We start from the raw sequence: 23,996 nt of genomic DNA on the forward strand, positions 1-23,996 counted from the left end.
ATCATTATTTACCTCAGAATCTTTCTATCTTAGTAAGATACTTTATTTCAAAACTTTGCTTACTAAAATTAACATACATGAAACGGCTTTTGTTACGGCATCTTTTCGAATGGGTGATGTAGCCCTAAGCAAAGACCGATATGCCTATTTGTGGTCTAAGAGCAGTATTGACATTCATGCTGAACGCTATAGCACTGCTGTTTCTTCCTATGAACCCTATGCGCACTGTTTGCGCAACCGTTATTTTTACGATACCATAAACGAACTCATGAATAAAAACAAAATTGAAGTCCTTATCAATTTTGGTTGTGGCTTCAGTATGTATCCGTATTTATTAGAAAATTCACTTGATTATATCGAAATTGACAAATCGGATGTTGTTACACACAAGAAGGAAATGACCACCAAATGGGAAAGGGAAGGGAAATTACCACGAAGAAAAATCACCTATTTGGAAGCCGATTTTAACCTTAGATCCCAGGACAAACTTTACGAGCAGGTAATAGCACTAAAAAATGGAAGAAAATCTTTTATCCTGCTGGAAGGAGTACTCTTCTTTTTAAGTAAAGATGATACGAAAAGGCTTTTCAAACTCTTTGACCGCATTCAGGAACCCGATGAATATTTAGGCAGTGTTTCCTTTCTACCCCAATTGGAAAAGCAATTAGTGTTTAAAAAACTGATCGATTATGTTGAAAGCAACCTCGAAAAAAATAAGAGATTTCAATATCAAACTGTTGCTGAGAAATTTTATAGAAACCTTAAAAACTATGAACTAATGAACCATGAGGATACGTTTAGCCTTTCGGCCCGTTATGAGCCCAAACGCTTCTTACCTAAAGAAGAGGTCCTCAATGAGCATATGTATCTATTGAAAAAAACCAGTATCCAATGAACTTAGCATTATCAGACATTGAATCGAAAGAAATTATACCAGGTTTTCATGGTAAAATGATCCATAGCGAGACCATGACACTTGCCTTCTGGGAAGTAGAAAAGGGAGCGACGGTTCCGGAACATTCTCATATTAACGAGCAGATTATGCACGTATTGGAAGGGGATTTTGAATTTAAGGTGGCAGGCGTCACTAAAATCTACAGACCCGGGGAGTTGGCAATTATTCCCTGCAATATTCCACATAGTGGTAAGGCCCTAACTCCCTGTAAGCTTATGGACATTTTTAGTCCTGTGCGGGAAGAATATAAATAGAATAGGACATGCAAATCAGTTTAAAAGGAAAAAATGCGCTGGTAGGAGGTAGCAGCCGTGGTATTGGCAAAGCAATTGCCTGGCAATTGGCGGCAAGTGGTGCCAGGGTTACGCTTATGGCCAGAAATGAAGATCAATTAAAATCTATTGCAGCCAGTCTCGCATCTAATGGTGGCCCTCCTCACGACTATTTGGTTGTAGATTTTACGGATTTTAATAAGTATAAAAATATAATCTCCAGGTACTTTGAAGATCATAGAGTAGACATACTTGTAAATAATACACAAGGGCCGGCTCCCGGCAATGCCCTAGAGAAGAATATCACAGATTATCAGGAGGCCTTTGACCTGCTGTTTAAGTCTGTGGTATACACCACTGAACTGGCTTTGAAAAACATGATGCAAAATAAATGGGGGCGCATAATTAACGTTGCCTCAATATCTGTAAAGGAACCATTGGGTTATTTGGCTCTCTCAAATACTATCCGGGCCGCCGTGGTTACATGGGCAAAATCACTGGCCACTGAAGTTGCCAGAGATAAAATTACAGTAAACAATATATTAACAGGATACTTTGATACGGAGCGAATCTCAGATTTGAATAAAAAGAAAGCGGAACAAATGGGTATTTCTGCGGATCAGGTCCGCAAGGCTATGGAAGAACAGGTGCCTGTGAAACGTATTGGTGATCCTAAAGAATATGGCTATTTAGTTGCTTTTCTGGCTTCCGATAAAGCTTCTTATATAACAGGGACAAATATTCCAATAGATGGTGGCTTACTAAAATCACTATGAAAAGTATTAATCCCTGAATTAAATAGTCATTCTAATCTTTTAAAGCCAGAATGCGTTGTTTTTCTTCCAAAGCTCTTTTAAACCCTTTTTTTTCTTCCAAAGCTCTGTTTATCCAAAGTAAAGAATTCTTTTTGTTTCCTTTTTTTCGATATAATAGCGCCATCCGATAGTAGGCCCATTCCAATGGGACTCCATCTTTAATTGAATGATTCTCAATATAGGTTGTCATATATTCTATTCCACTATCTAATTGAAGTCCATAATCACTGCAAACCTTACCTAACTGATAATTCAATTGGTTTCTTTCAAACTTTTCGGAATCCTTCACCAGGGATAATGCCTCTAAATAATTTGTCTTGGCATTAGCTGGTTCATCGTTATATTCATATACATAAGCAAGAGCTAAATAACCGTCTAATGTTGAAATTTGCTTTAGTTGTGTAGCAAGTTCATAAGCTTTATCATAGCTTCCGCCAACGATTCCCGGCAGTGAAACGTAAAAATCTATAAGGGCCCAGTATGCTCCGGTATGTAACGGATCAATGATGAGGGTCTTTTTAAAGTTCGATTTTATGCGACCTATAAGAGTAAGTCCAACAAAAGGATTACTGTTTTGAGCCTTTTTTGCCAAAACTCCTCCGTACTTAAAAAAGTAAGAAGGGTTATCCATAATTAAGCTCGTTAGCCTTTTATATATGTCGATGGCTTTGTCCCATTCTTCCTGATAGGCATAACTTTCTCCTAATTTGTCTAATAGGACAGGATTGGAATACAGCTTGGGTTGTTCTAATAATAATTCACTGGCGCGCTTGTAATTCCCTGCATCTATCCAATAGTCTATATCAGAGGAGACAATTTGCGCATTCAAAGCAATAACACTCGTTAAAACTATAAGGAATATGAATTGTCTCATACTATCTACCATTTATACTCACCCATTGTGTCGTAAACGAATTTTAATCCTTAAAAATTATCAGCGCTTTAGGCTAAGTATTGATTCTTTTGCCAAAGTCAATGTTGGCCTTAAGCTTTGTGTAATTTAAATACCAAGCTAAATTTTACGAAATACCCAAATTTATATATCCAGCTTAAAAGTGTAGGAATACCTGTTGGGCACTTTCGCTTAGCTATCTTTTATCAAAGTATTTATCAGGAGTAACTATGGTTGATTATTTCTTGCTCTTCTTTATTAATGGCGGGTACTTTGAAAATACTTTAGTAACGATTTCATGAAGCTTTTTTTCTCTGGTTCCAGGTGAATTATTCTCACTAAAATTACTTAAACTTATTGCCTGCCAGAATAATGCATCCTTTTGGCTATCCACCAGGTCAAATATTATCTCGCGTTCCAGATTGGAGCCTCCTAAGGGAACGCCTACAGATACACCCCCGCCTACATTACCGCCTGTTCCCCCTATTCCGACACCTACTGAGCTATTGCTGGGCGTAACAAAAGACTGGCTTTGAATATTAATATAAAAATCCGGTTCCTCGGATAATAAAATTCCACGCATTTGCATAGTTGAATCAATCGCATTGAAAAGTCGCTTTGAGTCCAAATCACTTAGACCGGTTTGCATTTGAGGATAATAATTATAAGTATTGTAACTGGTAAAATCAGCAGATTTATCGAAATCATAGTTTACGCGCACTGTGCTGCAGGAAATTGCGCATAGAACAATCAGTATGATCATTATACCTCTCATAAGCAATTTTATATAAAAATAATGAAAAAAAACAGGGAAGCTGAAAATTGTAATCTTTAATCGTTTAAGAGCAGCCAGAGCCTATCTTTAAGCTCATCCAGTCCTATTTCTGATACGGATGAGATGAAGATATAGGGGGTCTCTTTTAAATCTTTATCCAATTCAATTTTCATTTCCGCAATTAACTCATCATCCAACATATCTGATTTGGAGATGGCTACTAATCTGTTTTTATCTAATAATTCAGGATTATACTTTCGTAGTTCATTTAAGAGAACTTCGTATTCCTGGCTGATATCTGTGCTATCTGCCGGAATCAAAAACAGTAAGATTGAATTGCGTTCTATGTGACGTAAAAAATAATGCCCTAAACCTTTGCCTTCTGCAGCTCCCTCAATTATTCCAGGAATATCTGCCATGACGAAACTCCTAAAATCTCTGTATTTTACAATTCCCAGGTTAGGTTTGAGAGTAGTAAATTCATAATCTGCTATTTTGGGTTTTGCAGAAGTCATTACGGATAACAATGTAGATTTTCCCGCATTTGGGAATCCTACCAAACCAACATCTGCCAGGACTTTTAGTTCCAGAGTTAATTGTTTCTCTTGGCCCGGTATACCGGGTTGTGCATACCTCGGTGTTTGGTTTGTTGGGGTTTTAAAATGCCAATTCCCTCTTCCTCCTTTACCTCCTTCAACTGCAATTTTTTCTTCCCCATGTGCAGTAATTTCAAAAAGAACCTCATTGGTATCCGAATCACGAACAACAGTACCCAAAGGAACATCTAAAAACACGTCTTTTCCATCGGCTCCTGTACTTCGGTTTTTACTTCCATGCTCACCATGCCCTGCCTTAAAGTGCCTTTTATATTTGAATCCAAGAAGTGTCCAAAGGTTTTCATTACCACGAATAATGATATGGCCACCTCTACCGCCATCACCTCCATCTGGCCCGCCTTTTGGCACATACTTTTCCCTGTGTAAATGTGCAGACCCTTTGCCACCATTGCCCGAGGCAACATGCATTCTCACATAATCCACAAAATTTCCCTCGGTCATCGTTCAAGTTTCTTTTATAAAAAGTAGTAGTAGTAAAATCAGATCTAACCTAAAGTGCTGTCAAAATCATTCCTCAACCTTTAATGCATCAATTACTTTGCTAAGGCGATCTGTAATAGCTTCTATTGCCCCTATACCATTTACTGTATGGAACTTATCCTGGGCCTTATAATATTCTTTAAGAGGTGCAGTTTTTTGATTGTATTCTTCAAAACGATTTCTAATCTTATCCTCGTCCTGATCATCAGTTCTTCCGCTTAATTTGCCCCTTTCCAACAAACGCTGAATTAGTTCTTCATCGTTGGCTTCTAAGGCAATTACTGCGTCAATTTGCATTTCCTTTGAATCCATTAAGTTGTCCAGAGCTTTTGCCTGGTCTACTGTTCTTGGAAAACCGTCAAAAATAAATCCATTTGCTTCAGGATGTTTCTCTACTTCATCCCTTAGCATTTTAATAGTAACCTCATCCGGAACCAAATCTCCCTTATCCATAAAGGTTTGTGCAAGTTTCCCCAGTTCGGTATTATTTTTAATATTAAATCTAAAAACATCTCCGGTGGATATGTGCATTAAATTATACTGATCCTTTAAAAAAGCAGCTTGTGTTCCCTTACCTGCTCCTGGTTTACCAAAAAGTACAAGATTAATCATATGGTGTTGGTTTAGTTGGTATACATCTCTCAAATTTCTTCCCTGTTCTTTATAATCAAGCCCATAGCCTACAATAAACTTATTTGGAATTTCTATTCCAACATAGTCAATAGGATATTCTCCGTTGTAAATTTCTTGTTTAAAAAACAGACTTGCTATTTTAAACTCCTTAACGTTCGTCTTCGCGAATAAATGGACTAATTCCTGTAGGGTTCTCCCTGTGTCTATAATGTCTTCTACAATGATCACACTTCTGCCCTCAATATTTTCAGGAAGATCTAAAAGCGTTTCTACAATTCCCGTAGATATAAGACCCCTGTATGAAGCCAATTTAACAAATGATACCTCACATGGATGTGGATAATTTTTCAATAAATCTGATATAAACATGAAGGCACCATTAAGTACCCCAACAAATATCGGCACCTCATCCTTGTAGTCCCGAGCAATTTCAGCGGCAATTCTCTCAATTGAAAGTTGTATTTCTTCTTCCTTTAGAAATGGCTTAAACAATTTGTCGTGCAGCTTTATCAATGGTAGTGGTTTTATAGGATGGCAAAGATAGTATTTTGCTTTCTCTTTTTTAGGCTAAGGACCCCAGATTCTAACATTTAGGTGTATTTTTGTAGCCAGTCAAAATAATCTGTTACACCTGAGAAAGTAAAACTTCATGAATTTCTTTTCTTCTGATTTTAAGCTGGGCATTCTTGGAGGAGGTCAATTGGGTAAAATGCTCTTGTATGAAACAAGGAAGTTTGATATTTATACGAAAGTATTAGACGCATCTCGCGAGGCCCCTTGCAAAATAGCATGCAACGAATTTGTTGTGGGTAATTTAATGGATTTTGATGCGGTTTACAATTTTGGAAAGGATGTAGATCTGCTGACAATTGAAATTGAGAACGTAAATATAGATGCTCTTGAAAAATTGGAAGAAATAGGGAAAAAAGTTTATCCGTCTTCAAGGGTCCTCCGCACTATTCAAAACAAGGCAAAGCAGAAGTTATTTTATATAGACAATCAAATTCCTACAGCACCTTTTTCCAGATTTGCCTATACTAATGAGATAAAGGACAGTATTTCTAATGGAGGTATTGCGTTTCCTTTTGTGTGGAAAAGTACCCAATTTGGATATGACGGGCAAGGCGTAAAGATAGTACGCTCTTTGAAAGATCTTGAGAATCTTCCCAATGTTGAATGTATAACTGAGGATCTCATTCCCTTTAAGAATGAACTGGCGGTGATAGTTTCGAGAAATGTCCGGGGCGAAGTAGTTGATTATCCGGTAGTGGAAATGGAATTTCATCCGGAAGCCAATCAGGTTGAATATGTCCTTTGCCCGGCCAGAATTAATGACGAAGTGGCTATAAAAGCCAGAAAGATAGCCTTAAAACTGTCTGAAAAATTGGAACATGTGGGTCTTCTGGCAGTTGAAATGTTTCAAACATCAGAGGATGAGATTTTGGTCAATGAGGTTGCGCCCAGACCCCATAACAGCGGCCATTACAGCATAGAGGCAAGTTACACCAATCAATTTGAGCAGCACCTGAGAGCCATCCTTGGATTTCCGCTTGGATGTTCAGACAGTAAAGTCACAGCAGTAATGGTAAATTTGGTTGGTGAAGAAAAATATACCGGCGTAGTTTTATATGAAAATATTGAAGAAATATTTAAACTAAGCGGAGTTACACCCCATATTTATGGTAAAAAAGAAACAAGACCATTTAGGAAAATGGGGCATGTAACTATTATTCACAGCGATATAAATGAGGCGCGTAAAACAGCCGAAAAAGTGAAAAAAACAATTAAGGTAATTAGCAAATAGTATAAATATGAGCAAAGTAGCAGTAATTATGGGTAGTTTAAGTGATCTTCCCGTTATGCAGGAAGCAGTGGATATTTTAAAGGGGTTTGATATTGAAGTAGAGGTTGATGTAGTTTCTGCCCACAGAACGCCGGATAAATTATTCGCGTTTAGTAAAGAAGCTCATAAAAATGGATTCTCGGTGATCATAGCGGGCGCCGGAGGTGCTGCACACTTACCTGGGATGGTAGCTTCACTTTCACCTCTACCTGTCATAGGTGTGCCGGTTAAAAGTAGTAACTCTATAGATGGCTGGGATTCAATTTTGTCCATTTTGCAAATGCCCGGGGGAGTTCCTGTAGCTACCGTTGCCCTTAATGGTGCAAAAAATGCAGGAATACTTGCGGCCCAAATAATTGGTAGTTCTGACCAATGTGTAATGGATAAAATTGTGTTCTACAAAGAAGGACTAAAGGATAAAGTTATAAAAGGTGCTCAGGAACTAAATAAATCCAAATAGAATACTTTAATATTGTTGTCTTCCTAAAATTTATTCCGCCATTATTAAATATTAAAAAAAGTTGATTTGTAAATGAATCCATTATTAACCCCATTTGATACAGCACCCTTTTCAACCATTAAGAATGAACATTTTATGCCGGCCTTTCTCCAGGCCATGGAAAGTGCCCGTAAAGAAATTGATGAAATTGCCAATTCTGAAGAAGAACCCACTTTTGAAAACACTATTGAGGCTTTAGAATTTTCGGGCCAGCATTTGGATCGTATAGCCGGTTTATTTTTTAATCTGAATTCTGCTGAAACAAATGATGGTATTCAGAAGATTGCCAAAGAGATTTCACCTTTGCTGTCTGAATTTAATAATGATATCATATTAAATGAAAATTTATTCAGAAAAGTACAAAAGGTCTTTGAGGAAAAGGATAAGTATTCCCTAACAGAAGAACAACAAACCTTGCTTGATAAAAAATATAAAAACTTCAGCAGAAATGGTGCTAACCTCAATGCAGAACAAAAAAAACGACTAAGGGAAATAGATGCAACCCTTGCCACATTAAAATTGAAATTTGGTGAAAACCTACTAAAAGAAACAAATAAATACGAAATGCACCTAACCAATGAAGATGACCTTGAAGGACTTCCGGAAAGTGCAAAAGAAGCTGCTGCACAGTTAGCAAAAAATAAAGAAAAAAAAGGATGGCTTATAACTCTGGATTACCCAAGTTATGTACCATTTATGAAATATGCACGCAACAGAGCGCTTAGAAAAGAGTTATCAATCGCTTTTGGAAGCAGAGGTTTCCATAATGATGAATTGGACAACCGGGCTAATGTGATCAAAATAGCGAATTTGCGCCATGAAAGAGCTAATTTATTAGGCTATAAAAGTCATGCAGATTTCATCTTAGAAGAACGAATGGCTGAAACCCCTGAAAAAGTATATGATTTCTTGAAAGAATTGCTGTTAAAAGCAAAACCTGCCGCAAAACAGGAATTTAAGGAACTATCAGAATTCGCAAAAGAATTAGACGGAATTGACCAACTGCAGACTTGGGACGGGTCTTATTACTCCGAAAAATTAAAGCAAAAACGCTTTAACCTCGACGATGAAAAGCTTAAGCCTTACTTCAAGCTGGAAAATGTAATTGAAGGAGTGTTTACAATAACCGAAAGACTATACGGATTGTCATTTAAAGAAGTTTTTGATATTGACAAGTATCATCCAGAAGTCAAAACTTACCGAATTTACGACAACGACAACACATTTATATCCTTATTCTACGCCGATTTTCATCCCAGAGAAGGGAAACGGGCCGGTGCATGGATGACTTCGTTTAAGCCGCAGTTTAAATTCAAAAATAAGAATGAAAGACCGCATATTTCTAATGTTTGCAATTTTACCAGATCTACTGAAAAGAAACCTTCACTGTTAACTTTTAATGAAGTAACAACACTATTTCATGAGTTCGGGCATGCTCTCCATGGGATCCTTGCCAATACAAGCTACCCAAGTTTATCAGGCACCTCTGTATATTGGGATTTTGTTGAGTTACCAAGCCAAATATTCGAAAACTGGTGTTATGAGAAAGACGCGCTTGAGCTATTTGCAAGGCACTATGAGACTGAAGAACCCATTCCTATGTCTTACGTTGAAAGCATAAAGAAATCTGCCACATTTCAGGAAGGAATGGCTACAATGCGCCAACTTAGTTTTGGTTTCCTGGATATGTCGTGGCACGCATCTGATCCCTCGGATATTTCGGATGTGAAGAAGCATGAGGTTAAAGCTTTTGCGGACACTTTGCTATACCCGGATAATCCTGAGACCTGTATGAGTGTATCATTCGCACATATCTTTCAAGGCGGGTATTCCGCGGGCTATTACAGTTACAAATGGGCTGAAGTTTTGGACGCGGACGCTTTTGATTATTTTAAAGAAAAAGGGATTTTTAACCGCGAAGTCGCTGAAAAATTCAAGAATCATATTCTTTCCAAAGGAGGAACTGAAAAACCAATGGTGCTCTATAAACGCTTCAGAGGCAGAGAGCCTAAAATAGAGGCTCTTTTAGAACGTGCCGGATTAATAAAAAAGACGGCTTAGTTTAATCTTTGTCCTCAAGAGCATCATAACCTCCCAAAAGATCTATAACATTTTTATACCCGGAGGAAGTAAGTAATTCTGCCGCGCTTGCACTTCGGCCACCTTTTTTACAATAAACATAAATAGTTTTGTCTTTTTCTATAGTCTTGAATTGATTGATAAAATCCTCTTCATACCAATTGATATTAACTGCATTGTCTAAATGCCCTTCAGCATACTCCTCCGGGGTCCGAACATCGATCAGGACAGCATTTTCGACATCCTCAGACGTCAATTCTGTGATTGACATAGATTTAGTTTGAGTGCAGCTTATTTGAATAAAACACAAAAGAAGGAGGTAACCGATATTTTTCATAATTGGGTAGTTTATATTTAAATTCAATATTTTCATTAAAAATAATTTATTTTTGGATTCCACACGCATCAAAATGACTGAAAATAAGCTAAATCCTGATTCTTGGGTCGACCAATACGCCGACTATCTATTCAATTATGCTGTGGCACGGGTGAGTAATGCGGAGATCGCTAAGGATTTGGTTCAGGAAACATTCCTTGCGGGGTTAAAATCAGCTAAAAATTTTCAGGGAGCTGCAGCTGAGCGAACCTGGCTAATCGCCATTTTGAAGCGAAAAGTTATTGACTATTACAGAAAAATTAATTCAAAGAAAGGCAAAGCCGAGGTTCGAATGACTTATAGTAACCAAAGTGACTCAGCTGGTGATTGGTTGGAGGAAAATGTAGCGGACCCTTTTAGCACTCTGGAAAATGATGAAATAGAAAATGAGGAATTGGGACTGGCTATACAGGAATGCATTGCTAAACTGCCAAAAAAGCAATCCTCTGTATTTGTAATGAAAACTATTCAAGGATTTAGCACCGAAGATATCTGTAATGAGCTGGGAATAAATCCGTCTAACCTTTGGGTAATGGTACACAGAGCCAGAACAAGTCTTATGGGTTGTCTTAATGAAAATTGGTTTAAATTATGATTAACTGCGAGCAAGCAAGTACAATTTGCAATAAAAAGCAATACAAAGAAGCTACACTTCTTGAACGAATCAACTTAAGTCTGCATCTGTTTATTTGTAAAGCCTGTTCTTCATTTTCCAAGAAGAACAGCAAACTAACGGTCCTTTGTAACAAAGCTGATTTACATCTCCTTTCTGAGCAGGAAAAGGTAAAAATGAAAGAAACGATTGAACGCAGTATCTAAATATCTAAATATAATTCTCCAGGATAATTAAGATTCCCAACCAACAAATTGGAATACTTTCCACAAAAAATGAAGCAAAATATTTAGATTGATTTCTATGCGTCAATAGCAGCATAACATTTAAAATCAAAAAAAGTATTGTCTTTCCGAAAATTTCCAACCGACTTAAATCGTCTTTAAAAAAAGTAATCATCAAAAAAATAAATGACAATACTACCCCAAGGGTTTTGGTTTTAGAAACTCCAATCCGCTGAGGTATTGTTTGGAGATGTAATTCATCATATTCAAGATCCCTTATCTCAAATGGAATTAACAGTATTAGTATAAGAATAAACTGTTGTAGTATCAGAATACCTATATCCCATGAAAATGACAGAGATGAAGCAACTACCGGAATTATGAACGTTGTTCCTGTCCAGACAAGAGCTACCAACAGAACTTTGATGATACCTGAATTCCTCAAATTCTTGTGCTTAGAAGAAACCGGTAATGCGTACAATCCTACCAGCAGGGCCAATACAGCACACATGAGCCACACCTCATAACTCAAAAAAAATAAGTGATATCCTGCAAGGGCAAACAATACTAAGCTAAAAATCTGTATTTGCCTGTGATAACTATTATTTACCAGGATATATTTTTTGGCTTTAGCTCCGTATTTAATGAAATTATAACTAGGAACAGTTGCAAAAAAAACAAAAAGAATCAGATGCTGTTCCGGTAAAATGTTTAAGAAAATATTAGTTGTCATCAGCAGACTTATCACTGCAAACGCAACGTGAATACTGGCATCCAGATAAAAACCAAAAATTCGGCTCAACCAACCCATTAAACAAAAATAGCTAAACTGTTCATAACGTATCCTTTTGGTTAAAAACTTTAGGTTTCCGCACTACGAATTAGCCAATTTTACAAGAATTAATCCCTAATTTTGTTCACTATTATTTTAGCTATAAAATTCGGTATTATGGTTACTGACCTGTTTGCTTCGAGACATATAGGAATACGAAAAGATGATCTGTCTAAAATGCTTAAAACTATTGGTGTGGAAAGTATAGATCAGTTAATTGATGAGACTATTCCCAGTGAGATAAAGCTTAAAAAACCCTTGGATCTTAGCAAGGAAATGAGCGAACATGAATTCTTGTCTCATGTAAATTCCCTTTCCCGGAAAAATAAGGTATTCAAAACCTATATTGGCCTTGGATACAACGAATGTATTACTCCATCTGTTATTCAAAGGAACATACTTGAAAATCCCGGATGGTATACAGCATATACACCATATCAGGCAGAAATTGCACAAGGTAGATTAGAAGCCTTGTTAAATTTCCAAACCATGATTTGCGATCTTACTGCTATGGAGCTATCCAATGCTTCACTGTTAGACGAAAGCACCGCAGCGGCGGAAGCTATGACCATGTTATATGATGTGAGACCGAGGGAACAAAAGAAAAATGAAGTTGTAAAATTTTTTGTTTCCAACGAAGTAATGCCGCAGACCCTGTCAGTACTGCAAACCAGATCTAAACCTCTTGGAATTCAATTAGTAATCGGTGATCATGAGACATTTGATTTTAAAGAGGGCTTTTATGGGGCCTTACTGCAATACCCCGGAAAATATGGCCAGGTATGCGACTATAAAAGTTTTGTTCAAAAAGCAAAGGAAAAAGAGATGAAAGTAGCAGTGGCTGCAGACATACTCAGTTTGGTTTTATTAACCCCACCAGGCGAAATTGGTGTGGATGTAGTTGTTGGAACAACACAACGATTTGGAATTCCTTTGGGCTATGGAGGCCCACACGCTGCATTTTTTGCAACCAGGGAAGCCTTTAAAAGAAATATACCCGGGAGAATTATAGGGCTTACGAGAGATACAGATGGAAACCAGGCATTGCGCATGGCTTTGCAAACCAGAGAACAACATATTAAAAGGGATAAAGCCACATCCAATATATGCACGGCACAGGTATTGCTTGCGGTCATGGCGGGTGCTTATGCAGTCTATCATGGTCCGGAAGGATTGAAATATATTGCAAATAAAGTTCACAAGAATACAAGGCTTTTGAGTCAGCAATTGGAAAATCAGGGATTTGAACAATTGAATACCGTTTTTTTTGACACTATTAAAGTGCTGGTTCCGGATACTAAATCCTTAAAATCTATCGCTGAAAAAAAGGGTATAAATTTTAACTATATTGATAATAATACGGTTTCGATATCCATCAATGAGGCAACCAGTGAAGATGATATTCAACTAATTTCCGATTGCTTTAATGAGTTGCCTGAATCAAATAAGATGAAACCTCTTAACGGCAAAACAAAGGATATTATACCATATTCGTTAGACCGTAGCACCCCTTTCCTGGAAAACGAGGTCTTTAATTCTTATCATTCTGAGACAGAATTGATGCGTTATCTCAAAAAATTGGAACGAAAGGATTTAGCTCTAAATCAGTCTATGATCGCATTAGGTTCTTGTACTATGAAATTGAATGCCGCGAGTCAAATGCTCCCCTTGAGCATGCCCGCATGGGGTAATATTCATCCATTTGTTCCTGTAGAGCAGGCAGAAGGTTATCAGATTATACTACGGGAATTAGAAAGGGATTTAACGGAAATCACAGGATTTTCAGGCACCTCCCTGCAACCAAATTCCGGTGCACAAGGCGAATATTCGGGATTAATGACTATTAGGGCATATCACGAATCCAGAGGTGACCAACATAGAAACATCTGTATAATTCCCGCATCAGCGCATGGCACCAATCCTGCTTCGGCCGTAATGGCAGGAATGAAAGTTGTTGTAACTAAAACAGATGATCGGGGAAATATTGATATGCAGGACCTACAGGAGAAAGTAGAAATGCATTCAGATAATTTAGCTGCATTAATGGTAACCTATCCCTCTACACATGGCGTTTTTGAATCCTCCATTAAAAAAATAACAAAGCTAATTCACGATCACGGGGGACAGGTTTATATGGACGGTGCCAATATGAATGCACAGGTAGGATTAACAAATCCGGCGACTATTGGAGCCGATGTTTGCCATCTCAACCTTCATAAAACTTTTGCTATCCCGCATGGTGGAGGTGGTCCTGGCGTTGGACCAATTTGTGTTGCAGAACAATTAGTGCCTTTCCTTCCGGGTAATCCGGTAATAAAAACAGGTGGTGAAAAAGCAATTTCTGCAATTTCAGGAGCTCCCTGGGGTAGTTCTTTGATATGCTTAATTTCTTACGGTTATATTAAGATGTTAGGGGCAACCGGATTAACTGATTCTACTAAAATTGCAATTCTTAATGCAAACTACATAAAGAATAGGTTGAGCGGAAAATTTGATGTTCTTTACACCGGGGAAAAAGGGCGGGCAGCCCATGAAATGATTATAGACTGCAGGCCTTTTAAAGAAAATGGAGTAGAAGTAACAGATATTGCCAAACGCCTAATGGACTATGGATTTCATGCTCCAACGGTATCTTTTCCAGTGGCCGGTACCATTATGATAGAACCAACGGAAAGTGAAAATCTGAAAGAACTAGATCGTTTTTGTGATGCTATGATATCGATCCGTGCAGAAATTGATCAGTCCTCTGCTGAAGATATCAATAATGTATTGAAAAACGCCCCACATACACTTCATATGGTGACCAATGATTCGTGGGAATTTCCATATTCCAGACAAAAAGCTGCGTTCCCATTGCCCTATGTTGGTGAAAACAAATTCTGGCCTAGTGTTAGAAGAGTTGATGACGCCTATGGAGATCGTAATTTAATTTGTACCTGTACACCTATCGAAGCCTATATTGAAGCTTAAATTATTACTTATAAACAGGGACTTGAAAGGCTACGAAACAGCTGAAGTCCTTGTTTTATTCTTGTTTGTTTCTTCTGAACATCGTAATTAATTTTCATACGCGCTGTGCACAGTATTTTTTTTTATTAGTTTGTAAAAAACTTAAACAACGCTACTTTAGATGAGTATTGGAATTAGCGGTACAGGGTGTTATATCCCGTCTATCACTACTCAAAATATTGATTTTGAGCAACATAATTTTCTTACCGATGAAGGCACTCCTTTTCCTTATTCGAATGAGGTCATTATCGAAAAATTTAAAGCAATAACAGGGATTGATGAAAGACGCTACGCCGATAAAGAACTAAACACTTCAGATTTGGGATACTTTGCAGCTCTTGATGCCATCGAGGATGCCGGCATTGATGCAGAAGATCTGGATTATATCATTTTCGCCCATAATTTTGGGAATGTTAGCCATGGACAGTTTCAAAGTGATACAGTTCCAAGTTTAGCGACCAGGGTAAAGCATCTCCTAAAAATCAAAAACCCCAATTGTGTAGCTTATGATATGCTTTTTGGTTGTCCCGGCTGGATTGAAGGAGTAATTCAGGCAAATGCCTTTATTAAAAGCGGCATTGCAAAAAAATGCCTTGTAATAGGTGCAGAAACTCTTTCCAGGGTAGTCGATCAGCACGATCGGGATTCAATGATATATTCAGATGGAGCCGGCGCATGTATTATTGAAGATTCGGAGGATTCTGGTGAGATTCTTGCGCATACTTCTGCTACCTATGCCAATGAAGAAGCTTATTATTTGTTTTTTGGTGAATCGCATAATAAATCGTGCCCCAGCAAAACACAATACATAAAAATGTATGGTCGTAAAATTTATGAATTTGCGCTAAAACATGTTCCAAAGGCCATAAAAAATTGTTTGAATAAAAGTGGTATCCCAATTGAAGATGTAAAAAAAATATTTATTCATCAGGCAAATGAAAAAATGGACGAGGCTATCGTAAAACGATTTTATAAATCTTATAATATGGAAATGCCAGAAGGAGTTATGCCAATGAATATCCATGAAATGGGTAATAGTTCTGTAGCAACCGTTCCTACCTTATTTCATATGGTTAAAACAGGAAAAATGGAAAATCAGCATATAGAAAAAGGGGATGTTGTTATCTTTGCCAGTGTTGGTGCAGGTATGAATATCAACGCTATAGTCTATAGATGCTGAAAATATGTATGAAAAAACATTTCCTGTTAAAAGGTATAAAAATACACTTGCCTTTCTTCAAAAGCATATAAACACACAAGAAGCCATATTGGATTTAGGGGTAAAAAACCCGTTTTCTGAAATAATGAAGCAACATGGCTATAAGGTTGAAAATACCAGCGGTGAAGATTTGGATTTGGATTTTGAATTAATAAAGAAATCGAAAGCCAAGGTTGTTACTGCATTTGAAATCTTTGAACACTTACTTGCACCTTATAATATTTTAAGGGAAATTAAAGCGGATAAAATTGTAGCAAGCGTGCCCTTAAAACTCTGGTTTGCCCCTGCCTACAGAAGCAAAACTGATCCGTGGGACAGACACTATCATGAATTTGAAACATGGCAGTTCAATTGGTTGCTTGAAAAAGCCGGATGGGAGATAAAGGATACTTTTAGATGGGCTAATCCTGTTAGGAAACTGGGGATCAGGCCTTTATTACGGATTTTTACGCCACGATATTATATTGTTTATGCTGAGCGAAAAAGGTAACCCGAAAGTGCTGCATCTATTGCATCAGAATAATTATACCATACTGCAGTGAATTATTATATTGTAATCTGTGCGCATAATGAAGAACTATACCTTGCTGATACACTTCGGTCTGTACTAGAACAAACCTTGCAACCTGAGAAAATTTTGGTTGTGAACGATAACTCTTCAGATAAAACAGAAGCTATCATAGATGAGTTTATCTCCGAAAACGAGCATATTTTAAAGGTTAACAGGTCTTCCTCAAACCTTCATTTACCGGGAGCCAAAGTTGTGGAAGCATTTAATGAAGGTTATCAATTGTTGGATGATCAATACGATTTTATTGTGAAACTGGATGCTGATATCATCCTACCTGAAGATTACTTTGAAAAAATCTCAGAACTAATTGGTTCAGATTCAAAGGCAGGTATTTTAGGTGGATTTGCCTATGAACAAGATGCCGACGGAGCATGGAAGTTAAATCATCCAATGAATAAAGATCACGTGCGTGGCGCTTTTAAAACCTATACAAAAGAATGTTTTAAAGCTATAGGTGGATTAAAGAATGCCATGGGGTGGGATACTGTAGATGAACTTCTGGCTCAGTATAATGATTTGAAAGTGATTACGGATGATTCATTAAAAATAAAGCATTTGCGTCCTCTGGGGACTTCCTATAACAAACGGGCACGTTTTCTGCAGGGTGAAGCAATGTACAGAATGCGCTACGGCTATCTGATAAGTTTCATTGCCTCACTTAAAATTGCCTGGAAAAGAAAAAAATTGGAATTATTTTTTGATACTTTAAAAGGCTTTATTAAGGCCAAAAAGAGGAAACTTCCTTTTTTGGTTTCTGAAAAAGAAGGCATATTTATCCGCAAACTCCGATGGCGAAACATTTTGAAAAAATTATTCTAATACTGCTGTGATAGGCTTTCCGGTAGTTCCATTCGGGAATGCTATCCCAAGCATTGTGGCTATTGTAGGTGCAATATCAGGGATTTCTGTTCTGTGAGATGTTGAGCCCGCTTTAATTCCCTTTCCATAAAAAAGAAGTGGTGTATGGGTGTCATAAATCTGAGCAGAACCATGTGTAGAGCCGGTTTTACTATAATCAATACTTCCCGGTTTCGGCACCATTAATACATCGCCCGAACGTTTCATATTATATCCATTCTGAATAATGTATGGTATCCCTGAAGTATATTCATTATTTCGCATTTGATAAGCAGTATATACTCTAGCCATATCGCTGGATGATAATAATTCATCAGCCAAAGTCTCCTGAACTTCCTTAAGACTTAAATCCAGATTTTGGATTACCTTATGGTCAAGAAAAAGTTGATTATTGGAATAATTTTTAATTAATTCTGCCGATCCGTATTTATATTTAATGAATTCTGCGAGTTTTGCCTGCATTTCTGACCTATTAAGGTATCCCGCCGGAATTTTTTGATCATTCAGGTAGGCGGGAACATTGATTGCTCCATGATCTGCAGTAAGAAAAACGGTGTATTCTCCCTTACCTACTTTGGTATCTAAATATTTAAATAAACGTTCCAAATCCCGGTCCAAACGAATGTATGTATCTTGAATTTCCTTGGAATTTACGCCGAACCAATGGCCAACATAATCTGTACTTGAATAACTTATGGCTAAAAAGTCTGTGATATCGTCTGTTCCAAGCTGCTCCCCTTTTAATGCTTCCAAAGCAAAATCAGTTGTAATGCTATTTCCAAAAGGCGTTACCTTTAAAATTTCATATTGACTATTCTTATCCCATAAACCGGGAAGGTCATGAGGAAAAACCGGAGCACTTTCTCCTGAGTAACGACCCTCGTAGCTATTGTTATCAGGGCTGCTTTCCACATAGGTAGTTATATCTTCAATGGTATTCCACGGTTTCTTATATCTCTGAACTGAATTAGAGGAATTAAAATCCACTACCCATTTAGGCAAACTCTCCATATAATAGGTACTGCTAATCCATTTCCCTTCACCCCCACCAAGGAACCAGTAAGCCGCATTTGCTGTATGGCCTCCTGGTAGTACAGCACCCCTGTCTTTAAGTGCTACGGCAATAACTTTACCCTTCATTTGTGTATGCAATCGCAATTGATCTGTAATAGTGGTTACGGTCATTCTATGCGGGGACATTTTTCCCGCGTCTGAAATCATTCCTACCGTTTCATATGATTCATCAGAAGCACAATAAACCAGTTTATCAATTTCCTTATCATACCAGTTATTACCAATAATGCCATGCGTTGCAGGAGTAGCCCCCGTATATACAGATGCGTGTCCCGGGCCAGTACTCGTAGGTGCATAATTGAAGTGATTATTCTTACAATTGAACCCTTCGTTAACAAGGCGTTTAAAACCATCATCCCCATAATGATTCCAAAAACGGGTCAAATAGTCATACCTCATTTGATCTACTACAATTCCCACAACCAATTTCGGTGTGGTCATCAGGGGTGCTGCAATCTCCGTTTTAGCAGTTTCTTTTGCCCGCCGCTGACTTAATGCTTCCAAAGAATTTAAGATGAAGCTTACTATTAGAATGTATGTGAAAAAGCCTTTACTAAACATGTTGAATTGGTTCAGGATTTAAAAATGCCTAAATTAAGTTTTAAAATTTTAAATGAAGGTTAAATGAAGGCTAATATTACTATTTTTACAGCTAAAAGTATCCTATAGTTTTATGAATTACATCTCATCAATTGGCAGCTATTCTATTATGGTATGGGAGGTTTTTAAAAAACCTACAAAATGGTCAATTATGAAATCTTTAATTTTAAAAGAAATTGATGAATTGATTTATGGATCAATGGGGATCGTTATTTTTATTTCTGTTTTCATTGGAGGCGTTGTAGCTATTCAGACGGCATTAAACCTTACAAATCCCCTCATTCCCAAAGACCTGATTGGTTTTGCTACCCGACAATCCGTTATTCTTGAGTTTGCCCCTACATTTACATCTATAATCATGGCTGGAAAAGTAGGGTCTTATATTACGTCCAGCATAGGCACTATGCGGGTTACCGAACAGATAGATGCTTTGGAGGTTATGGGCGTGAATTCTCTTAACTACCTCGTTTTTCCAAAGATAATAGCCATGCTATTTTATCCATTTGTAATCGCTATTTCCATGTATGTTGGAATTTTTGGAGGTTTAATTGCCAATTCCTTAGGAAATTACAGTACCTCAACTGAATTTATTCAAGGTATACAACTAGACTTTATACCTTTTCACGTGACTTATTCCTTTATTAAATCTGTGGTTTTTGCTTTTATTATTGCTACTATTCCTTCTTTTCATGGGTATTATATGGAGGGTGGGGCCCTTGATGTTGGCAAAGCAAGCACAACCTCTTTTGTTTGGACCAGTGTAGTGATCATCATTACTAACTTTGTACTAACCCAACTATTGTTAGGCTGATGATAGAAGTAGAAAACTTAAACAAATCCTTTGGAGATGTCCAGGTATTAAAGGGCATAACAACCTCCTTTGAAAAGGGGAAAACCAATCTGATTATAGGTCAAAGCGGCTCAGGAAAGACCGTATTTATGAAATGCCTTTTGGGGTTAGTTGTACCGGATAAGGGAACGATTAGTTACGATGGAAGAATGTTTTCAAAACTAACTGTTAAGGAAAAACGAAATTTAAGACAGGATATGGGGATGGTGTTCCAGGGAAGCGCCCTATTTGATTCAATGACAGTTGAAGAAAATGTGATGTTCCCGATGGACATGTTTACCAAACAGTCACGATCTGAAATGGAAGACAGAGTCAATATTGTATTAAAACGTGTAAACCTCATTGATGCACATAAGAAATATCCGGCTGAAATTTCAGGAGGTATGCAAAAAAGAGTTGCTATTGCCAGGGCAATAGTTATGAATCCGAAGTATTTATTTTGTGATGAGCCCAACTCAGGCCTTGATCCCAATACAGCGATCTTAATTGATAACCTAATTCAGGAGATCACAAAGGAATTTGACATAATTACAGTAATTAATAGCCATGACATGAATTCTGTTATGGAAATTGGTGAAAAAATAATCTTTCTTAAAAATGGTATCAAAGAATGGGAAGGCACCAATAAGGAAATCTTTAAAACAGATAATAAAGCAATAACTGATTTTGTCTATTCCTCGGAATTATTTAAAAAGGTCAGGCAAATGTATATTGAAGAGAGGGACTAGCCGCTTTCTACCTTAACCTTACTTTATTATCATTCAATCGCAATTTGAGCCAGTTACTTAGTTTTTCCGAGTCCTCAGTAATACTACGAGGTTTTGTCTCTTTTTTCCAGGTAACTTCAAAAATGGGTATAGTATCTATTTTACTAAAGTCTGTTGTAATTGTATAAGCAAAACCAAGGCTTTCAATATTTTCATAATTTAATTTAGCTTCGGCACTGATTTGTTCAAATGGTATTTGTTTAGTTGTAAGCTTACTAAGTTTAGCTATTTCAGATTCAAGCAGGTTTATACGCTCATCCTTATTTAATACTTCGGCTTTTTTAGATTCGTATAATTCATTTATATAATTGAATTTTATTTCAGAATCGTCCCTTCCCCCCTGTACAATTTTAAGTTCGGTGTCCCCCAGCTTTGAAAATGAATTTTTTTGTTCAATCCAGCTGGCAATAACATTATCCGGTATTAGTTCATCGCCCATACAAACTAATTCGATGGTTGAACCACCTTTCCTGTTATAATTTATTTCTGTAAGATTATCCAAATACCTGCCTCTATCCTTAAATTTATATAGTTCGATTGTATTATTAATCAAATCCTGAGCCTGCCTCATATATCTGGATTTCTGCCAAACATTATAAAAGGTAATTGTAGCAGGTACCATAACCAAAAGGGCAATTAAAGAAGCTATTCTGGCATAGAACCTTCTCTTCCTGGAATTAATATATTTCACCATTGGAAAACGAAGGAGCTTAAGAACAATGACTGTGGCAAGTGCAATGAAAATAGTGTTTATTATAAAAAGGTACATAGCCCCGGTTGCATAATGCCAATTGGCAATTGCCAAGCCAAAGCCTACTGTACAAAGAGGTGGCATTAAAGCTGTTGCTATGGCTACCCCAAAAATTACAGTGGCGATAGTTCCCTTTTTAGCCCTGGCTATAACCAGAGCGAAACCACCAAAAAAGGCGATCAGAACATCTCTGATATCCGGCTCTGTCCTAGCTAATAATTCAGAGGATTCATCACTAAGAGGGAAAAATTCGAAGAATAAATAAGCCGTAAGAATACTTATGGTAACCATTACCGCAAAATTCTTTAATGAACGCCGAAGCGTGTCAACATCGTTTATGGCAATAGACATTCCAATACCTAAAATTGGACCCATTAGTGGAGAAATAAGCATGGCTCCAATAACCACTGCTGTAGAATTTGCATTCAACCCTACGGAAGCAATAAATATGGAACATATCAATATCCAAACTGTGTGTCCTTTAAATGGAATATCTGCAATAATAGCTTCCTTGGTAGCCTCCTGATCCGTGTTTTGTCGGATATTCAAAAGTCCAGTAATGAATTTTCGCGCACTCCCATAAAATCCCTGAAAATCCTTTTTAGCCTGCTCTCCGCTTAGATTCTCCTTGTTTTCAGACAATGAACTTTTATCTTTAAAATCTTCTTCCATAATTATGTGTATTGGTCTCCGAATCGTTTTTTTACTTCCGCCAAAATACTTTTAATAGATTGTTCCTTGGATTTAGGGCAAATCATCAGAACTTCTTCTTTATCAACAATTATATAGTCTTTTAATCCATCAATAACCGCTATTTTATCTTTAGGTAATCGAATCATATTTCCCTCAGCATCCTCGCTCAGTACTTTACCGTTAACAATAGCGTTACCATCTTTATCTTTGTCGAGTTTGTGATATAAAGAACCCCAGGTACCGAGGTCATTCCAATCAAATGTAGCCGGAAGAACAAAAATGGATCTGGCCTTTTCCAGTATGGCATAATCTATTGAAATATTGTCTGCTTTGGGATAGTTCTTATCAATGAAATCCTTTTCGCCAGGACTATTTAGCGTGTCATATCCGGCATTGAACAAGTTAAACTGCTCTGTTTGAAATTCCTTGAATGCAGCCAAAATGGTTCTTACGCTCCAGATAAAAATACCTGCATTCCAAAGAAAATTACCTTGACTTAAAAATGACTTTGCAGTTTCATAATCCGGTTTCTCCCTAAATTGTTTGACGACATATAATCCAGAACCTTCTTCCCGGGGTGTTGTTTGATCAAACTCAATATAACCAAATCCCGTATTTGGGAAAGTAGGCTTTATTCCAAGTGTGCATATTGCTTTCTCTTCCTCGCATTTATCAAAACAACTTTTAACATTATTTTCAAAGGCCTTTTCATCTTCTATCCAATGGTCACTGGGCGCCACAATCATCAATCCTTCAGGATTCATTTTTTTAATTTTCAACGCTGCATATAAAATACAGGGGGCAGTATTGCGCATTACAGGTTCCAAAATCACCTGATTTGAGCTTATCATAGGAAGCTGACTCAAAACAAGTTCATTATATCTTTCATTCGTAAGAATAAGAATATTTTCAGTAGGTATAAAGTTATTGAGACGACTAAAGGTTTTTTGCAGAAGCGTATCTCCTGCACCCAACATGTCGTGGAATTGCTTTGGGTAATCAGAAGTACTTACCGGCCAAAACCGCGAACCTACTCCCCCAGCCATTAAAACCGCATAATAGTTTTTATTTTTTTCCATTGGTTATTTCTTGATTACTAGTTCAACTTCGGCATGAGGCTGAAACAGATATACCCTTCCGGATGAAACCTCAATACATTCGTATCTTTTTACTTTTCTTTGCCCCTTCTTAAATAATTTCCCATTATACAATTTAAAAATACTTCCTGAAGGTAATTCAAAAACTTGAATTTTATCAGAAGGAATATCATAAGCTTTCAAAGCCATGGACAAAGATGAATCCGTGGTGCTGCTGGCTTTTGGGTTCCTAAAATGTTTTGCGAGAATTGGTAAAAGGGAAGATGGAAATATTTCCGGTCTAATAAATGGAAGCATTAAATACTGAAATGTCCTCTTCCATTCAAGGCCATGAGGTTTTATTCTTCTTCCATACTTTTCGAAAGCCACTAAATGTGCAATTTCATGAATAAGCGTTATTAAAAAACGATATTTATTTGAAGTGGCATTGACAGTAATTTGATGAGAACCATCAGGCAACAGACGATAATCTCCATGGCGTGTTACTCTCTGATTAACTATTTTTAAATTTACTTCACTGGCTCTTATAAGATCAAGACAATGTGGGACCGCATTCTCAGGAAGGTATTTTAACAGTGTTTTATTCATTCAAGTAAAATATT

At 37.2% G+C, this 23,996-nt stretch carries 23 protein-coding genes; 13 read left to right on the top strand and 10 right to left on the bottom strand.

The annotated features are described in order from the left end of the window. The first annotated feature begins 55 nt into the window (after positions 1-55). The 3 genes from Q0X89_RS10090 to Q0X89_RS10100 are packed head-to-tail and all read left to right on the top strand — an operon-like array spanning position 56 to position 2,003. Positions 56-895 carry a class I SAM-dependent methyltransferase gene (locus Q0X89_RS10090; RefSeq protein WP_297693706.1) on the top strand — a complete coding sequence of 280 codons (840 nt, stop codon included), beginning with the start codon at positions 56-58 and terminating at the stop codon, positions 893-895. Then, positions 892-1,209 carry a cupin domain-containing protein gene (locus tag Q0X89_RS10095; RefSeq protein ID WP_297693708.1) on the top strand — a complete coding sequence of 106 codons (318 nt, stop codon included), beginning with the start codon at positions 892-894 and terminating at the stop codon, positions 1,207-1,209. The genes Q0X89_RS10090 and Q0X89_RS10095 overlap by 4 nt, the downstream gene beginning before the upstream one ends. An 8-nt stretch (positions 1,210-1,217) precedes the next feature. Then, positions 1,218-2,003: an SDR family oxidoreductase gene (locus Q0X89_RS10100; RefSeq protein ID WP_297693709.1), complete on the top strand. Its 786-nt coding sequence runs from the start codon at positions 1,218-1,220 to the stop codon at positions 2,001-2,003. A 31-nt stretch (positions 2,004-2,034) separates the two neighbouring features. Here Q0X89_RS10100 and Q0X89_RS10105 read toward each other — a convergent pair whose 3' ends face one another. The 4 genes from Q0X89_RS10105 to Q0X89_RS10120 form a co-directional block, all read right to left on the bottom strand. Next, a complete protein-coding gene (locus tag Q0X89_RS10105) occupies positions 2,035-2,916 on the bottom strand; it encodes a hypothetical protein (protein WP_297693711.1) in 882 nt (293 codons plus the stop codon). A 256-nt stretch (positions 2,917-3,172) separates the two neighbouring features. Further along, entirely contained in the window at positions 3,173-3,709 is a 537-nt protein-coding gene (locus tag Q0X89_RS10110) for a DUF4136 domain-containing protein (protein ID WP_297693713.1), read from the bottom strand. Between the two features lie 56 nt (positions 3,710-3,765). Continuing rightward, positions 3,766-4,767 carry a GTPase ObgE gene (gene obgE / locus Q0X89_RS10115; protein WP_297693715.1) on the bottom strand — a complete coding sequence of 334 codons (1,002 nt, stop codon included), beginning with the start codon at positions 4,765-4,767 and terminating at the stop codon, positions 3,766-3,768. 66 nt (positions 4,768-4,833) lie between these two features. Then, the gene (locus Q0X89_RS10120; protein WP_297693717.1) at positions 4,834-5,952 is read right to left on the bottom strand and encodes an adenylate kinase; all 1,119 of its coding nucleotides are present in this window, start codon (positions 5,950-5,952) and stop codon (positions 4,834-4,836) included. Positions 5,953-6,088: 136 nt separating this feature from the next. On the opposite strand from Q0X89_RS10120, the gene Q0X89_RS10125 reads away from it, so the two are divergent. The 3 genes from Q0X89_RS10125 (at position 6,089) to Q0X89_RS10135 (ending at position 9,842) form a co-directional block, all read left to right on the top strand. Then, complete coding sequence (locus tag Q0X89_RS10125) at positions 6,089-7,243, top strand: 5-(carboxyamino)imidazole ribonucleotide synthase (protein ID WP_297693719.1); 1,155 nt, start codon at positions 6,089-6,091, stop codon at positions 7,241-7,243. A 7-nt stretch (positions 7,244-7,250) separates the two neighbouring features. Beyond that, positions 7,251-7,742 (top strand): 5-(carboxyamino)imidazole ribonucleotide mutase, encoded by a 492-nt coding sequence (gene purE / locus Q0X89_RS10130; RefSeq protein WP_297693722.1) that lies wholly within the window; start codon positions 7,251-7,253, stop codon positions 7,740-7,742. Positions 7,743-7,814: 72 nt separating this feature from the next. Further along, positions 7,815-9,842, top strand: coding sequence for a M3 family metallopeptidase (locus Q0X89_RS10135; RefSeq protein WP_297693724.1), 2,028 nt, complete (start codon positions 7,815-7,817; stop codon positions 9,840-9,842). Position 9,843: 1 nt separating this feature from the next. Here Q0X89_RS10135 and Q0X89_RS10140 read toward each other — a convergent pair whose 3' ends face one another. Next, a complete protein-coding gene (locus tag Q0X89_RS10140; protein WP_297693726.1) occupies positions 9,844-10,131 on the bottom strand; it encodes a rhodanese-like domain-containing protein in 288 nt (95 codons plus the stop codon). A gap of 139 nt (positions 10,132-10,270) precedes the next feature. On the opposite strand from Q0X89_RS10140, the gene Q0X89_RS10145 reads away from it, so the two are divergent. Beyond that, complete coding sequence (locus Q0X89_RS10145) at positions 10,271-10,831, top strand: sigma-70 family RNA polymerase sigma factor (protein WP_297693727.1); 561 nt, start codon at positions 10,271-10,273, stop codon at positions 10,829-10,831. Positions 10,832-11,059: 228 nt separating this feature from the next. Here Q0X89_RS10145 and Q0X89_RS10155 read toward each other — a convergent pair whose 3' ends face one another. Then, positions 11,060-11,884, bottom strand: coding sequence for a hypothetical protein (locus Q0X89_RS10155; protein WP_297693731.1), 825 nt, complete (start codon positions 11,882-11,884; stop codon positions 11,060-11,062). A gap of 138 nt (positions 11,885-12,022) precedes the next feature. Here Q0X89_RS10155 and gcvP point away from each other — a divergent pair, with 138 nt between their 5' ends. From gcvP to Q0X89_RS10175, 4 genes are all read left to right on the top strand, one after another. Further along, complete coding sequence (gene gcvP / locus Q0X89_RS10160; protein WP_297693733.1) at positions 12,023-14,875, top strand: aminomethyl-transferring glycine dehydrogenase; 2,853 nt, start codon at positions 12,023-12,025, stop codon at positions 14,873-14,875. Positions 14,876-15,035: 160 nt separating this feature from the next. Then, positions 15,036-16,094, top strand: a complete 1,059-nt coding sequence (locus tag Q0X89_RS10165) for a 3-oxoacyl-ACP synthase III family protein (RefSeq protein ID WP_297693735.1) — start codon at positions 15,036-15,038, stop codon at positions 16,092-16,094. A gap of 4 nt (positions 16,095-16,098) precedes the next feature. Continuing rightward, positions 16,099-16,623 carry a methyltransferase gene (locus Q0X89_RS10170; RefSeq protein WP_297693737.1) on the top strand — a complete coding sequence of 175 codons (525 nt, stop codon included), beginning with the start codon at positions 16,099-16,101 and terminating at the stop codon, positions 16,621-16,623. A 48-nt stretch (positions 16,624-16,671) separates the two neighbouring features. Then, positions 16,672-17,523 carry a glycosyltransferase family 2 protein gene (locus Q0X89_RS10175; protein ID WP_297693739.1) on the top strand — a complete coding sequence of 284 codons (852 nt, stop codon included), beginning with the start codon at positions 16,672-16,674 and terminating at the stop codon, positions 17,521-17,523. Here Q0X89_RS10175 and pafA read toward each other — a convergent pair. Beyond that, on the bottom strand, positions 17,515-19,197 hold the full coding sequence (gene pafA / locus Q0X89_RS10180) for an alkaline phosphatase PafA (RefSeq protein WP_297693741.1): 1,683 nt from the start codon (positions 19,195-19,197) through the stop codon (positions 17,515-17,517). The two genes, Q0X89_RS10175 and pafA, sit on opposite strands and share 9 nt — an antisense overlap. A 112-nt stretch (positions 19,198-19,309) precedes the next feature. On the opposite strand from pafA, the gene Q0X89_RS10185 reads away from it, so the two are divergent. After that, positions 19,310-20,047: an ABC transporter permease gene (locus Q0X89_RS10185; protein ID WP_297693743.1), complete on the top strand. Its 738-nt coding sequence runs from the start codon at positions 19,310-19,312 to the stop codon at positions 20,045-20,047. Continuing rightward, positions 20,047-20,814, top strand: coding sequence for an ABC transporter ATP-binding protein (locus tag Q0X89_RS10190; protein ID WP_297693744.1), 768 nt, complete (start codon positions 20,047-20,049; stop codon positions 20,812-20,814). The genes Q0X89_RS10185 and Q0X89_RS10190 overlap by 1 nt, the downstream gene beginning before the upstream one ends. A 7-nt stretch (positions 20,815-20,821) precedes the next feature. Here Q0X89_RS10190 and Q0X89_RS10195 read toward each other — a convergent pair whose 3' ends face one another. From Q0X89_RS10195 to Q0X89_RS10205, 3 genes are read right to left on the bottom strand one after another with little or no spacing between them, the layout of a single operon-like run. Further along, the gene (locus tag Q0X89_RS10195) at positions 20,822-22,276 is read right to left on the bottom strand and encodes a DUF389 domain-containing protein (RefSeq protein WP_297693746.1); all 1,455 of its coding nucleotides are present in this window, start codon (positions 22,274-22,276) and stop codon (positions 20,822-20,824) included. 2 nt (positions 22,277-22,278) lie between these two features. Next, complete coding sequence (locus tag Q0X89_RS10200; protein WP_297693748.1) at positions 22,279-23,376, bottom strand: mannose-1-phosphate guanylyltransferase; 1,098 nt, start codon at positions 23,374-23,376, stop codon at positions 22,279-22,281. Positions 23,377-23,379: 3 nt separating this feature from the next. Further along, complete coding sequence (locus Q0X89_RS10205; protein WP_297693750.1) at positions 23,380-23,982, bottom strand: SprT-like domain-containing protein; 603 nt, start codon at positions 23,980-23,982, stop codon at positions 23,380-23,382. Positions 23,983-23,996 lie beyond the last annotated feature (14 nt).

This window comes from uncultured Eudoraea sp., from assembly GCF_947258525.1.
Classification (GTDB): Bacteria; Bacteroidota; Bacteroidia; order Flavobacteriales; family Flavobacteriaceae; genus Eudoraea.

Bases quoted from the DNA above. Each gene is read 5' to 3' on its own strand.
- Q0X89_RS10095 (WP_297693708.1), top strand. From the start codon at position 892: ATGAACTTAGCATTATCAGACATTGAATCGAAAGAAATTATACCAGGT.
- Q0X89_RS10100 (WP_297693709.1), top strand. From the start codon at position 1,218: ATGCAAATCAGTTTAAAAGGAAAAAATGCGCTGGTAGGAGGTAGCAGC.
- Q0X89_RS10105 (WP_297693711.1), bottom strand. From the start codon at position 2,916: ATGAGACAATTCATATTCCTTATAGTTTTAACGAGTGTTATTGCTTTG.
- Q0X89_RS10110 (WP_297693713.1), bottom strand. From the start codon at position 3,709: ATGAGAGGTATAATGATCATACTGATTGTTCTATGCGCAATTTCCTGC.
- obgE (WP_297693715.1), bottom strand. From the start codon at position 4,767: ATGACCGAGGGAAATTTTGTGGATTATGTGAGAATGCATGTTGCCTCG.
- Q0X89_RS10125 (WP_297693719.1), top strand. From the start codon at position 6,089: ATGAATTTCTTTTCTTCTGATTTTAAGCTGGGCATTCTTGGAGGAGGT.
- purE (WP_297693722.1), top strand. From the start codon at position 7,251: ATGAGCAAAGTAGCAGTAATTATGGGTAGTTTAAGTGATCTTCCCGTT.
- Q0X89_RS10135 (WP_297693724.1), top strand. From the start codon at position 7,815: ATGAATCCATTATTAACCCCATTTGATACAGCACCCTTTTCAACCATT.
- Q0X89_RS10140 (WP_297693726.1), bottom strand. From the start codon at position 10,131: ATGTCAATCACAGAATTGACGTCTGAGGATGTCGAAAATGCTGTCCTG.
- Q0X89_RS10145 (WP_297693727.1), top strand. From the start codon at position 10,271: ATGACTGAAAATAAGCTAAATCCTGATTCTTGGGTCGACCAATACGCC.
- Q0X89_RS10155 (WP_297693731.1), bottom strand. From the start codon at position 11,884: ATGGGTTGGTTGAGCCGAATTTTTGGTTTTTATCTGGATGCCAGTATT.
- gcvP (WP_297693733.1), top strand. From the start codon at position 12,023: ATGGTTACTGACCTGTTTGCTTCGAGACATATAGGAATACGAAAAGAT.
- Q0X89_RS10165 (WP_297693735.1), top strand. From the start codon at position 15,036: ATGAGTATTGGAATTAGCGGTACAGGGTGTTATATCCCGTCTATCACT.
- Q0X89_RS10170 (WP_297693737.1), top strand. From the start codon at position 16,099: ATGTATGAAAAAACATTTCCTGTTAAAAGGTATAAAAATACACTTGCC.
- pafA (WP_297693741.1), bottom strand. From the start codon at position 19,197: ATGTTTAGTAAAGGCTTTTTCACATACATTCTAATAGTAAGCTTCATC.
- Q0X89_RS10185 (WP_297693743.1), top strand. From the start codon at position 19,310: ATGAATTACATCTCATCAATTGGCAGCTATTCTATTATGGTATGGGAG.
- Q0X89_RS10190 (WP_297693744.1), top strand. From the start codon at position 20,047: ATGATAGAAGTAGAAAACTTAAACAAATCCTTTGGAGATGTCCAGGTA.
- Q0X89_RS10195 (WP_297693746.1), bottom strand. From the start codon at position 22,276: ATGGAAGAAGATTTTAAAGATAAAAGTTCATTGTCTGAAAACAAGGAG.
- Q0X89_RS10200 (WP_297693748.1), bottom strand. From the start codon at position 23,376: ATGGAAAAAAATAAAAACTATTATGCGGTTTTAATGGCTGGGGGAGTA.
- Q0X89_RS10205 (WP_297693750.1), bottom strand. From the start codon at position 23,982: ATGAATAAAACACTGTTAAAATACCTTCCTGAGAATGCGGTCCCACAT.